The sequence below is a fragment of the Acinetobacter sp. 5862 genome (genome assembly GCF_024494585.1).
Classification (GTDB): Bacteria; Pseudomonadota; Gammaproteobacteria; order Pseudomonadales; family Moraxellaceae; genus Acinetobacter.
Map to the genome: position 1 here is coordinate 1 of NZ_JANHGP010000048.1, position 14018 is coordinate 14018.

Annotated in this window: 12 protein-coding genes; 8 read left to right on the forward strand and 4 right to left on the reverse strand. The window is 39.6% G+C overall.

All coding sequences use genetic code 11. From position 1 onward, the window contains the following. Positions 1-61 precede the first annotated feature (61 nt). Positions 62-760 (forward strand): Crp/Fnr family transcriptional regulator, encoded by a 699-nt coding sequence (locus NO346_RS08205; RefSeq protein ID WP_256414905.1) that lies wholly within the window; start codon positions 62-64, stop codon positions 758-760. Between the two features lie 62 nt (positions 761-822). Here the strand turns inward: NO346_RS08205 and NO346_RS08210 are convergent, their stop codons facing one another. Beyond that, on the reverse strand, positions 823-1287 hold the full coding sequence (locus NO346_RS08210) for a hypothetical protein (protein WP_256414861.1): 465 nt from the start codon (positions 1285-1287) through the stop codon (positions 823-825). Positions 1288-1481: 194 nt separating this feature from the next. Here NO346_RS08210 and NO346_RS08215 point away from each other — a divergent pair, with 194 nt between their 5' ends. The 4 genes from NO346_RS08215 to dapC all read left to right on the forward strand — a co-directional run bounded on the left by NO346_RS08215 (position 1482) and on the right by dapC (position 7148). Beyond that, complete coding sequence (locus NO346_RS08215; RefSeq protein WP_256414862.1) at positions 1482-1871, forward strand: tautomerase family protein; 390 nt, start codon at positions 1482-1484, stop codon at positions 1869-1871. A 120-nt stretch (positions 1872-1991) separates the two neighbouring features. Continuing rightward, positions 1992-3209: a formate-dependent phosphoribosylglycinamide formyltransferase gene (purT, locus tag NO346_RS08220; RefSeq protein WP_256414906.1), complete on the forward strand. Its 1218-nt coding sequence runs from the start codon at positions 1992-1994 to the stop codon at positions 3207-3209. A 24-nt stretch (positions 3210-3233) separates the two neighbouring features. Next, entirely contained in the window at positions 3234-5897 is a 2664-nt protein-coding gene (glnD, locus tag NO346_RS08225) for a [protein-PII] uridylyltransferase (protein WP_256414863.1), read from the forward strand. Between the two features lie 81 nt (positions 5898-5978). Further along, positions 5979-7148, forward strand: a complete 1170-nt coding sequence (gene dapC, locus NO346_RS08230) for a succinyldiaminopimelate transaminase (RefSeq protein WP_256414864.1) — start codon at positions 5979-5981, stop codon at positions 7146-7148. A 50-nt stretch (positions 7149-7198) separates the two neighbouring features. Here the strand turns inward: dapC and NO346_RS08235 are convergent, their stop codons facing one another. Then, positions 7199-7819 (reverse strand): LysE family translocator, encoded by a 621-nt coding sequence (locus NO346_RS08235; protein WP_256414865.1) that lies wholly within the window; start codon positions 7817-7819, stop codon positions 7199-7201. A 134-nt stretch (positions 7820-7953) separates the two neighbouring features. Here NO346_RS08235 and NO346_RS08240 point away from each other — a divergent pair, with 134 nt between their 5' ends. From NO346_RS08240 to NO346_RS08250, 3 genes are all read left to right on the forward strand, one after another. Continuing rightward, on the forward strand, positions 7954-8406 hold the full coding sequence (locus NO346_RS08240; protein WP_256414866.1) for an Lrp/AsnC family transcriptional regulator: 453 nt from the start codon (positions 7954-7956) through the stop codon (positions 8404-8406). Between the two features lie 161 nt (positions 8407-8567). Further along, positions 8568-9758: an efflux RND transporter periplasmic adaptor subunit gene (locus NO346_RS08245; RefSeq protein WP_256414867.1), complete on the forward strand. Its 1191-nt coding sequence runs from the start codon at positions 8568-8570 to the stop codon at positions 9756-9758. A 1-nt stretch (position 9759) separates the two neighbouring features. Next, the gene (locus NO346_RS08250) at positions 9760-12909 is read left to right on the forward strand and encodes an efflux RND transporter permease subunit (protein ID WP_256414868.1); all 3150 of its coding nucleotides are present in this window, start codon (positions 9760-9762) and stop codon (positions 12907-12909) included. Between the two features lie 54 nt (positions 12910-12963). On the opposite strand, the gene NO346_RS08255 is transcribed toward NO346_RS08250, so the two are convergent. Continuing rightward, positions 12964-13452: a glutathione peroxidase gene (locus tag NO346_RS08255; RefSeq protein ID WP_256414869.1), complete on the reverse strand. Its 489-nt coding sequence runs from the start codon at positions 13450-13452 to the stop codon at positions 12964-12966. Beyond that, positions 13449-13868 carry a peptide-methionine (R)-S-oxide reductase MsrB gene (gene msrB, locus NO346_RS08260; protein ID WP_256414870.1) on the reverse strand — a complete coding sequence of 140 codons (420 nt, stop codon included), beginning with the start codon at positions 13866-13868 and terminating at the stop codon, positions 13449-13451. Before msrB ends, NO346_RS08255 begins: the two co-directional genes overlap by 4 nt. Positions 13869-14018: the final 150 nt, after the last annotated feature.

The window sequence follows — 14018 nt, forward strand, 5'->3', positions numbered from 1 at the left end:
GAATAGTAAAATTGGGTTCGGCGATTTGATTTTACTACTTCGCTATTTTTTTAAGCTAAAAGTGTCAACACACCCTAAACATTTACATCAAAATGCTTGGTTCAGTCACCTAGATTTACCATTTCAAAACTTCATCATCGAGCATGGAAAAAAATATAGCATAGAAAAAAATGCTGCCGTATTTCATGCTCAAGACCTTTTTGATGGTGTTTATGGTGTGCTTGAAGGATCGATTAGTTTGGGATACATCGATGTGAATGGGAATGAAGCGATTGCTGCAATTGCTGAACCCATCATGTGGTTTGGTGAAATTTCTCTTATTGACCAGCAACCACGCTCTCATGATGCTATTGCATTAAAGAAAAGTGTCATTTTACAAATTCCAGCACAACCACTTAAAGCATTTCTACTGCAAAATCCCTATTACTGGTATTACTTTGCTTTGCTTAGCAGTCAAAAACTCCGTTATGTTTTTTTAGAACAAATTGCAATTCAGACTCAAAGTATCAGCCAGCGTCTTGCACAACGTTTATTATTTATTCTTGAAGGCTATGGCAATCGCGCTTGTATCCAAGATTTCAATATTCAAATTTCACAAGATCAACTTGCCAACATGCTAACAATCTCAAGACAAACTGTTAATCAAGAATTAAATCTATTTGAAAGACAAGGAATCATACAGCTTGGTTTTAAAAAAATTGAGGTGATTGATATTGAAAAGTTAAAGAAAGTCGCTGCTGTCGGTTATCTAAAGCAATAAAGTGTTACGGCGAACGCATAATAGCTTTAACCAGCTGAAGCGAAATTCATCATCTCGCTTTTTTATTTAGGTGATGTATTGCCTAAAGCTGGATTATCAATTGCATCTTTACACTGTGCCTTGTCTCGTTCGTAGTCAGCTTGCTTTTGCGTTGACGAACTCACATTATCTTTAACATCTCTTGCCCAAGTATCCAGACTAGTCAATGCTTTACGGCATAGCGCATATTTTCCTTCAGTCACAGAATCCGTCATTTTGACATTAATTCGCCAATCGGTACTGAGTTGTCGTAATGGTTTTCTAACTTGATCTTCGATCTCAGCAGCTTGTTTATTGTAGACAATTGGATCAATTTCATTAATCAGCTTCCAAGCAGCTTGTGCGTAACTTGTTGCGTCATTATTAAGTTTGGGTGCTGCCTTAATTTCCACTTTTTTTTCTGGCTGATTGCTTGAATGATCACATGCAGTCAATAAAAGGCTGCTAAACAACATTATTGTCGCTACATGAGTTTTTGTACTAAACATATCAAATCGCCAATGGAACATTTGCGCATTATGCTAGTCAATTCAGCAACAATACTCAATCATTGTTACTTATTTATCGCATAGAACAATCTGCGTTCTAAAGAATTGATTTAATGCCAATATCATTTAAAGTGGTGAAATAAAAATATCATGTGAATCAAAATTTCTAATCTTAATTTTGGAATAACTTATTTATGTCTCAAATCAAAATTTATGCACTACATCAAACGATTCAACAATTTAGAACTCAATTGTCAGATGCTATTCACCAAGCACTGGTCACAAGCCTCGATTATCCTGTAGAAAAAAAATTTCAACGCTTTATTGCTTTAGCTCCGGAAGATTTTATATATCCAAATGATCGCAGTGAACAATATTTGATTATTGAAATTTCAATGTTTGAAGGGCGAACAACTTCGGCAAAAAAACAATTTATTCAATCAATTTTTTCTAATATTCAGCAGCAATGCGGTATTTCCCCACAAGATATTGAAATTACAATTTTTGAAACCCCAAAATCAAATTGGGGAATTCGTGGTCAAAATGCAGATGAATTACGACTTAGTTATCAAGTCAATGTCTAAACAGATCAACACAATGATAAGTCATATTTTTTGTCTAACAAAACCTTGTTTTTTTGTATCAGGCAAGCTTAATTCATCAAAAAGTTCTGCTATGCTTAACCACAAATTACTCAGGATAGGATTACACGCATGAGCGTCACTCTTGGAACTCCACTTCAATCTTCTGCATTTAAGGTTTTACTGTTAGGTTCTGGGGAGCTAGGTAAAGAGGTTGTGATTTCTTTACAACGCTTAGGTGTCGAAGTTCATGCCGCAGATCGTTATGATCATGCACCAGCCATGCAAGTTGCACATTTTTCTTATACATTGAATATGGCTGATCCAACTGAATTAAAACAACTCATTGAAAAAATTCAACCCAATTTGATTGTTCCTGAAATTGAAGCGATTGCAACTGAAGTACTTGTAGAAATTGAACAAAGCCAAACAGCAACCGTTATTCCTTCAGCTAAAGCAGTCAATCTCACAATGAACCGCGAAGGAATTCGTCGTTTAGCTGCTGAAGAACTCGGTCTACCAACATCCGCTTATCGTTTTGCCAGTACTTTAGAAAGTTTCCGCGCAGCATGTGATGACATCGGTTATCCAAACTTTGTAAAGCCAGTGATGTCATCATCGGGTAAAGGTCAGTCTCGCGTTAAAAGCTTTGATGAAGTTGATGCCGCTTGGGAATATGCGATGCAAGGCGGTCGTGTGAATCAAGGTACCGTGATTATCGAATCACAAATTGATTTTGATTTTGAAATCACCTTATTAACAGTTCGTGCAAAAAATCCTAAGACTGGTGAAATCGAAACCCATTTCTGTGATCCGATTGGACACCGTCAAGATGCGGGTGACTATGTCGAAAGCTGGCAACCTCAACCCATGACTGCTGCTGCCTTACAAGAAGCTAAACGTATCGCACACAAAGCAACAACTGCATTAGGTGGCTGTGGTATCTTTGGCGTAGAGCTATTTATCAAAGGCGATAAAGTTTGGTTTAGCGAAGTTTCCCCTCGCCCACATGATACGGGTCTCGTAACTTTAGCTTCTCAATTCCAGAGCGAATTTGAATTGCATGCGCGTGCTATTTTAGGTTTACCTGTTAATACAGCTCGCCATAGTACTGCTGCAAGTGCCGTGATTTATGCAGGTGTGGATGCGAACGACCTCAGCTTTACTGGCGTGAATCTTGCTTTAGCCAATCCAAATACTGACTTACGTTTATTTGGTAAACCTGAAGGTTTTAAACGTCGCCGTATGGGAGTTGCAACAGCACGCGCTGAAACAACAGACCAAGCACGTGAATTAGCGCAACAAGCTGCTGACCAAGTGAGCGTACACACAAACTCTTAACTTAAATTGAGTAGACCCATTTTCATGATCAATACATCTCCTTTGCTAAACTATGTCACCAGTCATCATGATATTAAAGCCATTAATCAATGGCGAACAGATGTAGAAAAGCAATTACAAGAGAGTTATGAAAATGGGCAAGCCATTCGTGAAGTGATTAAGGCTCGTTCAAACTCGATTGATGAGGCCTTAGTCTTTTTATGGAATCATGCTGAATTAAATAAAACTGAATTAGGTTTATTTGCTGTCGGAGGATATGGTCGTCGCGAAATGCTGCCATATTCTGATACTGACATTATGATTTTATCTGAAGATGAAATCAGCGAAGAACAAGAAAAATTGATCTCAACTTTTATTTCATCCTTATGGGATGTTGGTAATTTTAAACCTGGTATTAGCGTTCGTACGATTCAAAACTGTGTTGAACAAGCAGCAAATGATTTAACTGTTGCTTCAACTTTAATCGAAGCACGTTTAATTACAGGCAATGAACAACTGACTAAATGGCCACGTCGTATTGTCGCCCAAACATGGACAGATAAAACGTTCTATGATGCCAAAATGGCGGAACAGACCAAGCGCTACGCTCAACACAATAATACTGAAAGCAATTTAGAACCCGATATCAAAAATGCACCTGGCGGTATTCGTGATATTAATCAGATTGGTTGGATTGCCAAACGTCACTTCCGTGTCAATCGTATTTATGATTTAGTTCACTTAGGCTTTATTACTGAATTTGAATTAGGTGTGCTGGAAGAAGCTGAAAGTTTCTTATGGGAGATTAGAACCCATTTGCATCGTATCGCAAAACGAGATGAGAATCGCTTATTATTTGAATATCAAAGAGATATAGCAGCAAAATTTGGTTATGTTCGTGAAGAAGGTCAACCTGTGAACTTTGCAGTTGAACAATTCATGAAGCGTTATTATCGAACAGCGCAACAAGTTTCAACGCTGAATGAGATGTTACTTGCTTACTTCAATGAATCAGTCATTACCCCTCGTCTGCCTGATTATGAACGCCAAATTATCGACATTAATGACCGCTTTAAAATTGTAGACGGTAAACTCGCTGTTCAGCATCACAAAGTATTTTCTGAAGAACCGAGTGCAATTTTAGAACTATTCTATCTGTTAGCCAATCGACCAGAAATTACAGGCATTCGTGCTCGTACCTTGCGTCTTCTTGTGCTCGCAGCCAAACGAATTGATCAACGTTTCCGTGACAACCCAGAACATCAAGCATTATTCATGTCAATTATTCGCTCACCGCACTTATATGACACGATGGTGGCGATGAAACGTTATGGTGTATTAGGGAACTACATTCCTTCGTTTGGACAGATCACAGGATTAATGCAGTACGATCTGTTCCATATCTACACCGTAGATGCACACACCTTATTATTACTCAGAAACTTAAGTCGCTTTAAAGAACCTGAATTCGCTAAAGAATTCCCTGTGGTGAGTTCAGTATTCCAACGTATTGCGCGTCACGATATTGTCTATATGGCAGCAATTTTCCATGATATTGCGAAAGGTCGTGGCGGCGATCATAGTGAATTAGGGGCATTAGATGCCATCGAGTTCTGTCGCACGCATGGTTTTACTGAACGTGAATGTAAACTTGTAGCATGGTTGATTAACAATCATCTACTCATGTCCCTTACTGCACAGAAAAAAGATATTTCTGATCCAGATGAAGTCAAAGAGTTTGCCGAAAAAGTCGGTGATATGGAACATTTAGACTATCTATACACTTTGACGGTCGCTGATATTAATGCCACGAATCCTAAACTTTGGAATACATGGCGTGCTTCCCTTATGCGCCAGTTGTATACCTATGCGCGAGATGTCATTCGTTCAGGCTTAGGTCGTCCTGTTGACTATCAAATGTTAATTGAAGACACCAAATTTGCTGCCAGTGAATTATTGGTCAATGACTTCTCTCTCGCCGAAGTCGAAAAAGTTTGGCAAGAACTCGGTGATGAATACTTCGTTAAAGAATCAGCCAATGAAATTGCATGGCATACTCAAGCGATTTTACAGCATGGCGATAACCCAGAGCCTTTGGTTTTATTACGCGCACATCGAAATGCTGCGGATGACGCCGTTCAAATCTTTATTTATACCCGTGATCAACCGAACTTATTTGCAACAACGGTTGCTGTCTTAGACCGCATGAATCTTGACGTTCAAGATGCAAGAATTATCACAGCAAGTACTTCATTTAGCTTGGACACATATTTGGTACTGGATCGTTTTGGGACATTGCTTACCGATCCAGAGCGTGAACGCAAAGTCAAAGCTGCACTTGTAGATGCGCTCAGCCATTCAGATCAATATCCGGGTATTATGCAACGCCGTATTCCACGCCATTTACGTCATTTCGATGTGCAAAATACCGTGGATATCGTACTCAACCCAACTTTACAGCAACATATGGTTGAAATCTCAACGCTCGATCAACCGGGTCTCTTGGCTCGGATTGGCGCCTTGTTTATGCTACAAGGACTGGATATTCACTCCGCTAGAATTGCAACACTGGGTGAAAGAGCAGAAGATATTTTCTTTGTGACCAAGAAAAACGGTATATTACTCACCCATGAAGAGGTGAAAGCTTTTGCGGAAACGCTCAAAGCAGCTTTAGATGAAGCATCGAATCAAATTTGTAATCCATCTTAAAATCCCCTGAATCCCCCTTGGGTATGATAATCATGTCGTATCTTTGGGGACTTATAACGCTTATTTTGGGTAATTGTTTAAATGAACTCCAGCTTGTCTTTATTGCATCCCTATCCTTTTGAAAAGTTAAATCAACTTTTTAAAAATGTGCAACCTGCCAATTTACCATTGATTCCATTATCAATTGGTGAACCAAAACATCCTGCACCAGAGTTCGTTAAACAAGCAATCATTGATAATTTTGCACATTTGTCGACTTACCCTAATAGTAAAGGGCAACCTGAACTGCGCCAAAGTATTGCACAATGGCTGAGCAATCGTTTCAAACTGAACCATATTAGTGCAGAAGAACATATTTTGCCTGTTTCTGGTACACGTGAAGGTATCTTTTCTTTTGTGCAAGCCTTAATTAAACGCGAAGATGCACCGTATATCGTGATGCCAAATCCGTTCTATCAAATTTATGAAGGTGCTGCATTATTAGCAGGTGCAAAGCCTTACTTTATCAACTGCACCGAGGAAAATGGTTATTTAGGCGACTTTGATGCCGTTCCTGCTGAAGTATGGGAAAACACAGCATTATTATTCGTTTGCACACCGGGTAATCCAACAGGTACTGTACTTTCAAAAGAGCAATTCAAAAAGTTGATTGCACTTTCTGATCAATATGGTTTTGTGATTGCTTCTGATGAATGTTATTCAGAGTTATGGTTTGATGAAGCACCGATTGGGCTTTTAGAAGTTTGTGCTGAATTGGGACGTGATGATTATAAGAATTGTATCGTGTTCCACTCCCTTTCTAAACGTTCAAACCTCCCCGGTATGCGTTCTGGTTTTGTTGCGGGTGATGCAGCATTATTAAAACCTTATTTACAATATCGTACCTATCACGGCGCTGCGATGCCTGTTCAACATCAATTGGCTTCGATTGCGGCATGGAATGATGAGGCACATGTAGAAGAAAATCGTCAACAATACCGTGCTAAATTTGATTTATTCCAAACAGAATTAGGACATTTGCTACCGTTACAAAAACCTGATGCAGGTTTTTATTATTGGTTGAAAGTTGATAATGATGAAACTTTTGCAAAAATGTTGATGGAAAAAGCCCATATTAAGGTGTTACCAGGTCGCTATTTATCTCGTGATACCGAACAAGGTAATCCGGGCGAAGGACACGTTCGGATGGCACTCGTCGCAGATTTAGCACAGTGTGAAGAAGTGGTAAAACGACTAAAAGCAATTCTTTAATCAATTAAATATCTGAAGAATCTATGTCAAAGCATGGATTCTTCAGGAACTTATGAAAGCTGTCCAATCATCAATATGGTGGCAATCAAAATCATTAAGCTCCCCGAAATACGACTGACTATTTTTACAGCTTGAGGTCGTGTACTTAATAATTTCTTCGCTGCGATTCCAACCAATACATAAACAATCGCGCAACTAATTAGATGAATAATACCTAAAGAAAGGATCTGAGCTGTAGCTGAAAACTGCAAATTTGGGTGAATAAATGGCGGTAATAGTGCAAAAAAGAGCAATAAAACTTTTGGATTTAACCCACTAATTCCCACACCTTTAACGAACCAAGACTTTGCTGAATCAAACGCAGATATCTGCTGTTCAGTACTTGAGATGATAGCTGGTCGAATCAACAAGCTTATTCCCATCCACAATAAATAACATGCACCAACAATCGTTAAAGATGTCAATAAAATTGGATAATGACTAACTAAAGTGCCCACGCCAGCTGCAACACACAAAATCGCTAAAAAATGCCCCAGTACAAGCCCTGAAACAGCTGTAATAATAAACTTCCCCTTTATGCCAGCTAGAATCGCATAAGCCCAATCTGCGCCCGGTGTTAAAACAAATAAAATTGAAACACACCAAAAAGCAAAAATTACACTTAGATCCATATCAGACACCTACTCTTCATCATTGTTATTTTTCACCATTTGGTGAAAATAGAATTGAGAGAATAGACTTTAATGCTTAAAATGTTATTCCAAATGTTTGCTTGTTTTCAAAACTAAAAGGTAGATTATTCCAAATGGATCGCATTGATAAGAAAATTATTGCTGAACTACAGGCAAATGGGCGATTATCTATCACCGAATTGGCTGAAAGAATAGGTTTAAGTCTATCCCCTTGTCATCGCCGAGTGAAAGCTTTAGAAGAATCTGGGGTCATTAAGGGTTATCATGCCGATCTTGAAGCATCTCAAATTGGCTTCAATTTTGCGGCAATTATTTTTGTGACTTTAAAAGATGGTGATAAGCGGGCTTTGTCTAGCTTTGAAGAACAGGTCAGTGAAATTGCTAATGTGATTCAAGCACAGCGACTGTTTGGCAATCCTGATTATTTGTTGCATGTGGTGACTAAAGATCTAGCAAGTTTTCAAAAACTTTATGACGACAGTCTGTCTGCTTTACCGAATGTACAGCGCCTTACCTCCACAATTGTAATGAAAAGCGTGGTCACTAATCGCTTACTTCCTTTATAGCAATCTGAAATCATAGCGAGTGATCACTTTATAAGCCGTATCCTATTATATTGTGTTGAAACTCACCCTTTATTAATTTTTTCATCTGTCAGTTTACGATTGACCATCTGTTGAAATCTTCGTCTATACTTAGGCCATCAATATTTGGCGATTATGGAAAGATGGCTTCTCAAACTCCCCAGAAAACTAAGAAAAAAATTTGGTTTATTTTAGCGATCATTGTTGTTTTTTTAATTATTGCAATCATGTTTTGGCAAACAAACAAAGCCAAAAACTCAGCAAATATGGAAAAGCGCAAAGAGGCAAATTCAGCAGAACAAAAAGCAGCCCTGACGGTGACGGTTGTTCAACCTGAACAGCAAAATTGGAAACAAAGCTTTACCGCAAATGGAAACATTGCAGCGTGGCAGGAAGTTGTCATTGGGAGCGAGCTATCAGGTCAACGGCTTACTCGTGTCAATGTGAATGTTGGTGATGAGGTGAAACGCGGTCAAGTTTTAGCTGAAATCAACAGTGAAACAATACGTGCTGATCTCGCAGCAGCTCAGGCAAGTTATGCCGAAGCGCAAGCTGTTTTAGCTGATGCGATTACCAATAACAAGCGTATCCAACAGCTTAAAAATACGGGTGCAATTTCTGCTCAAGAATCCACGCAATATCAAACCTCACAAGCAACTGCACAAGCTCGTCTTGACGCAGCCAAAGCTCAAATTGAAAGTAATCAATTACGCTTAGCTCAAACTCAAGTAGTTTCACCTGATAATGGTGTTATTTCAGCACGAACTGCCACGGTTGGATCTCTAGCACAAACAGGGCAAGAATTATTCCGTTTGATTCGAGACCATCGACTCGAATGGCGTGCCGAAGTTACTTCTTCTGATTTATATAAACTTAAACAAGGGATGACTGCACGCATCATTTCACCTGATCCAGCCCAAGCGACAGTTACAGGCAAGGTTCGAATGATTGCCCCTGTGATTGACCCACAAACTCGTTACGGTCTGGTTTATGTAGATATTCCAACGACTCAAGCTGTTCGTATGGGAATGTTTGTGAAAGGTGAATTTGATTTAGGTGAGAAACCAGCATTAACTATTCCACAAACGGCATTATTACTGCGGGATGGTTTTTCTTATGTTTTTATTGTTGATCAAAATAATCGTGTAACACAGCAAAAAGTCACTATAGGTCGCCGTCTAGGTGATCGTGTAGAAATCATGGATTTACCAACACAAGTAAAATTGGTTTCTTCTGGAACAGGTTTCTTAACGGATGGAGATTTAGTTACTGTTGCCAAAGATATCCCTGATACGCCATTGACCAAACAACTTGTGACCACACAGGGGAATTAAAATGAATTTCTCTGCCTGGTCAATCCGCAATCCCATTCCAGCCATTTTGTTGTTTATTATGCTCGGTTTGGCAGGATTGTTATGTTTTCACTGGATGAAAATACAGCAATTCCCAGACATTGAACTTCCGATGGTCACAGTAACTGCGGCATTACCTGGCGCAGCCCCCCCTCAACTTGAGACCGAAGTTGCACGCAAGATTGAGAACTCGATTGCGACTTTGCAAGGTTTAAGAAATCAATACACCAATATTCAAGATGGTGTTGTTACGGTTACAGCAGAATTTCAACTGGAAAAACCGCTACAAGAAGCGGTTGATGATGTTCGTAATGCTGTATCACAGGTGAGATCCGATTTACCTGCTGATTTAAGAGATCCGATTGTTAGTAAAATAAATTTATCAGGCTCACCAATTCTCACCTACACCATTCAATCACCGAAAATGGATGAAGAAGCACTGTCATGGTTTGTTGACTATGATATTGCACGTGCCATGTTACAAGTGAAAGGTGTCGGTGCGGTTGCCCGTGTAGGTGGTGTGACTCGTCAAGTTGAAGTTGAACTCGACCCTGAAAAATTACTAGCATTAAATGCAACTGCTACAGATATTACCCGTCAATTACGCTTGATTCAGCAAGATGCCTCAGGTGGTCAAACCAAAATTGGGGGCAGCGAACAATCAATTCGTACTATTGCAACCGTCAAAACGGCTGCAGAGATTGGTGCAATGGATCTTGCGCTCAGTGATGGTCGCCATATTCGCCTTGATCAAGTTGCATCTATTCGTGATGGAATTGCAGAACGACGCTCTGCTGCGCTATTGAATGGTAAACCTGTCATTGGTTTTGAAATTACTCGCAGCAAAGGTGCCAGTGAAGTCGATGTTGAAAAAGGTGTAGCTCAAGCATTAGAGAAACTGAAAGCCTCACATCCGGATATTAAAATTACAGAAGCTTTTAACTTTGTTAAACCAGTTGCAGATAACTATAAAGGTTCGATGTCACTTCTTTATGAAGGGGCAATTTTAGCAATCTTGGTAGTTTGGCTATTTTTACGTGATTGGCGTGCAACAATCATCGCTGCAACTGCCCTACCACTGTCTATATTACCCGCTCTGATTGGGATGTATTACTTTGGATTTACCCTAAATACAGTGACTTTACTCGCCATGTCATTAGTGGTTGGTATCTTGGTTGATGATGCAATTGTAGAAATTGAAAATATTATTCGGCATTTGCGAATGGGAAAAACCCCGTATGAAGCAGCGATGGAAGCAGCGGATGAAATTGGTCTAGCGGTCATTGCAACCACGTTCACGTTAATTGCAGTATTTTTACCAACAGCATTTATGAGTGGAATTGCAGGTAAGTTCTTTGTTCAATTCGGTTGGACGGCTGCATTGGCTATTTTTGCTTCTCTTTTAGTTGCACGCCTGCTTACACCAATGATGTCTGCTTACATTTTAAAACCATGGATAGGTCAAGTTGAAAAGCAAGATGAAACTTTAGATACGCAAGCAAAACTAGATCATGGTACAACAAAACTAGCTAAAGATCGCGCTAACGATGGACGTGTCATGCGTGGCTATATGCGTTTAGTCACATGGTGTTTAAATCATCGTTGGGTCACTTTATTTGGGGCAATTGCCTTTTTCGTTGGCTCAGTGATGCTGATTCCTTTACTGCCAACAGGTTTCGTTCCACCACCTGATACAGGACAGACTCAAGTTCGTTTAGAGCTTGCACCCGGTTCGCAATTTGTTGATACCTTAAAAACAGCAGAATACGCACGTAATCTGATTAAAGATCATCCTGAAATCAAGAGTATATACACAACGATTGGTGGTGGTGCAGCAGGAACAGATCCTTTCTCTGGCGGTGCTTCAAGCGAACCAAGAAAAGCAACATTAACCATTCAGATTACTGGACGTTCTGATCGTAGTGCAAGTTTACAAGAGATTGAAAATCAGATTCGTCAGCGTTTAGCTCCATTGCCGGGTGCTCGAATACAAGTGGGTTTAGCTGGAAATAATAGTCAGTACCAACTTGCTCTTTCAGGTGATGATCCTGAAGCTTTAATGTCTACAGCACGTAAGCTTGAACGAGAATTACGCACTATTCCAAATATTGGGAGTATTACTTCAAGCGCGGCTTTAATTCGCCCGGAACTGGTAATTCGTCCTGATTTTGCTAAAGCCGCAGATTTAGGTGTCACCACCTATGATATTGCTGAAACTTTGCGTATCGCCACGGCTGGTGATTTTGATCAAAACTTGGCTAAATTAAACTTATCTCAACGTCAAGTTCCCGTTGTGATTAAACTGCCTTTGGCTGCTCGCCAAGATCAGGAGTTAATGAAACGCTTGATGATCAAAGGCAGCCACGGCCCTGTGATGTTAGGGACGATTGCAGATGTCAATATTGAAAGTGGGCCATCGCAAATTGATCGTTTCAATCGTTTGCGTAATATCAATTTTAATATCGAACTGAATAATCAACCGTTAGGTGATATTGCTGCTAAAGTTGACCAACTTCCAACCATGAAAAACCTACCACCCACGGTTAAACGTACCAATATTGGTGATGCTGAAGTCATGCAAGAGTTATTCTCAAGCTTTGGTTTGGCGATGCTGACAGGTGTATTGTGTATCTATGTTGTTCTGGTTCTTTTATTTAAAGACTTCCTACAACCGATCACTATTCTGGTCGCTCTACCTCTATCACTCGGTGGCGCATTCGTACTCTTACTTTTAGCAAAAAGTAGCTTCTCGATGCCAAGTTTGATTGGTTTGATTATGTTAATGGGAATTGCAAGTAAAAACTCGATTCTATTGGTCGATTACGCAATTATCGCGAGAAAGGAAAAAGATTATTCTCGATTGAATGCGTTGTTGGATGCCTGCCATAAGCGAGCACGCCCAATTATCATGACAACTCTAGCAATGGGCGCAGGTATGCTACCGATTGCGTTGGGTATCGGAACAGATCCGAGTTTCCGTGCACCAATGGCAATTTCTGTTATTGGCGGGTTAATTACCAGTACCTTTTTATCGTTATTGGTTATTCCTGTAGTCTATACGTTCATTGATGATATCAATCGTAAACTACACAGCTTTAGAAAAGCAAAGCCCACATCAATTGAACAGTCTTAAGCAATATTCCAACAAAAAAGACGGTCAAATGACCGTCTTTTTTGTTGCTCAATATTATTTTTTTGCTAATGCATTTTCAATATCAGCTTCTAAGGCATCTGGTTTAGTCGTCGGAGCATAACGGCCTAAAACTTCGCCATTACGCCCAACAAGAAACTTAGTAAAGTTCCATTTGATATTGCGACTACCTAAGATGCCTTTCGCTTCACGCGTTAGAAATCGAAAAATAACATGTGCTTCAGGACCTTTTACATCGACCTTTGCAAACATTGTAAAACTTACACCATAATTTCTTTGACAGAATGCGCCAATTTCTTTATTCGTGCCGGGATCCTGACCACCAAATTGGTTACAAGGGAACCCTAAAACTTCTAAGCCTTGAGCTTTATATTTTTCATAGAGTTTTTCAAGCCCTGCAAACTGTGGGGTAAAACCACACTTACTTGCAGTGTTTACAATCAGCATGACCTTACCCTTATAGTCGGCGAGCGCCTTTATATCTCCCTCTAACAATTCAGCTTCAAACTGATAAATGTTACTCATGGATAAGTTTCCTCGTCATTCTTTTCTTCTGTTTTAAGTTGTAATGATGCCGAATTCACGCAATAACGCAGTCCTGTCGGCTGTGGACCATCCTCAAACACATGACCCAAATGTGCATCGCAATCATGGCAGACAATTTCCGTTCTGACCATACCATGCGATAAATCCTCATGTTCTTCTATTGCAACACCATCAATTGGTCTATAAAAACTTGGCCATCCACAACCGCTATCGTATTTCGTTTCAGATGAAAAGAGTTCTGCACCACAGCAACGGCACACGTATATTCCTTGCTGCTTACTGTTCCAGTATTGCCCAGTAAAAGCAGGCTCTGTACCTTTTTGACGGGTAATCCGATATTCTTCTGGTGATAGTTCTCTTTGCCATTCCCGCTCTGTTTTATTGACTTTTCCCATAACCTACACCTTTTATTCTGATGTTAAAAATATCTCGATGATCAGGTTTTATATTTACGCCATTCATAACAAAAACTCTAGTCTCATAACGTACAATTTAGTGAAATTTAAGCATTAATTTTTAATAGCAAAAAGAAAGCAATTTTAAAT

What these genes read in the sequence shown, in the direction of transcription:
- NO346_RS08210 (WP_256414861.1), bottom strand. Translation starts at nt 1,287, where the DNA reads ATGTTTAGTACAAAAACTCATGTAGCGACAATAATGTTGTTTAGCAGC.
- NO346_RS08215 (WP_256414862.1), top strand. Translation starts at nt 1,482, where the DNA reads ATGTCTCAAATCAAAATTTATGCACTACATCAAACGATTCAACAATTT.
- glnD (WP_256414863.1), top strand. Translation starts at nt 3,234, where the DNA reads ATGATCAATACATCTCCTTTGCTAAACTATGTCACCAGTCATCATGAT.
- dapC (WP_256414864.1), top strand. Translation starts at nt 5,979, where the DNA reads ATGAACTCCAGCTTGTCTTTATTGCATCCCTATCCTTTTGAAAAGTTA.
- NO346_RS08235 (WP_256414865.1), bottom strand. Translation starts at nt 7,819, where the DNA reads ATGGATCTAAGTGTAATTTTTGCTTTTTGGTGTGTTTCAATTTTATTT.
- NO346_RS08240 (WP_256414866.1), top strand. Translation starts at nt 7,954, where the DNA reads ATGGATCGCATTGATAAGAAAATTATTGCTGAACTACAGGCAAATGGG.
- NO346_RS08245 (WP_256414867.1), top strand. Translation starts at nt 8,568, where the DNA reads ATGGCTTCTCAAACTCCCCAGAAAACTAAGAAAAAAATTTGGTTTATT.
- NO346_RS08250 (WP_256414868.1), top strand. Translation starts at nt 9,760, where the DNA reads ATGAATTTCTCTGCCTGGTCAATCCGCAATCCCATTCCAGCCATTTTG.
- NO346_RS08255 (WP_256414869.1), bottom strand. Translation starts at nt 13,452, where the DNA reads ATGAGTAACATTTATCAGTTTGAAGCTGAATTGTTAGAGGGAGATATA.
- msrB (WP_256414870.1), bottom strand. Translation starts at nt 13,868, where the DNA reads ATGGGAAAAGTCAATAAAACAGAGCGGGAATGGCAAAGAGAACTATCA.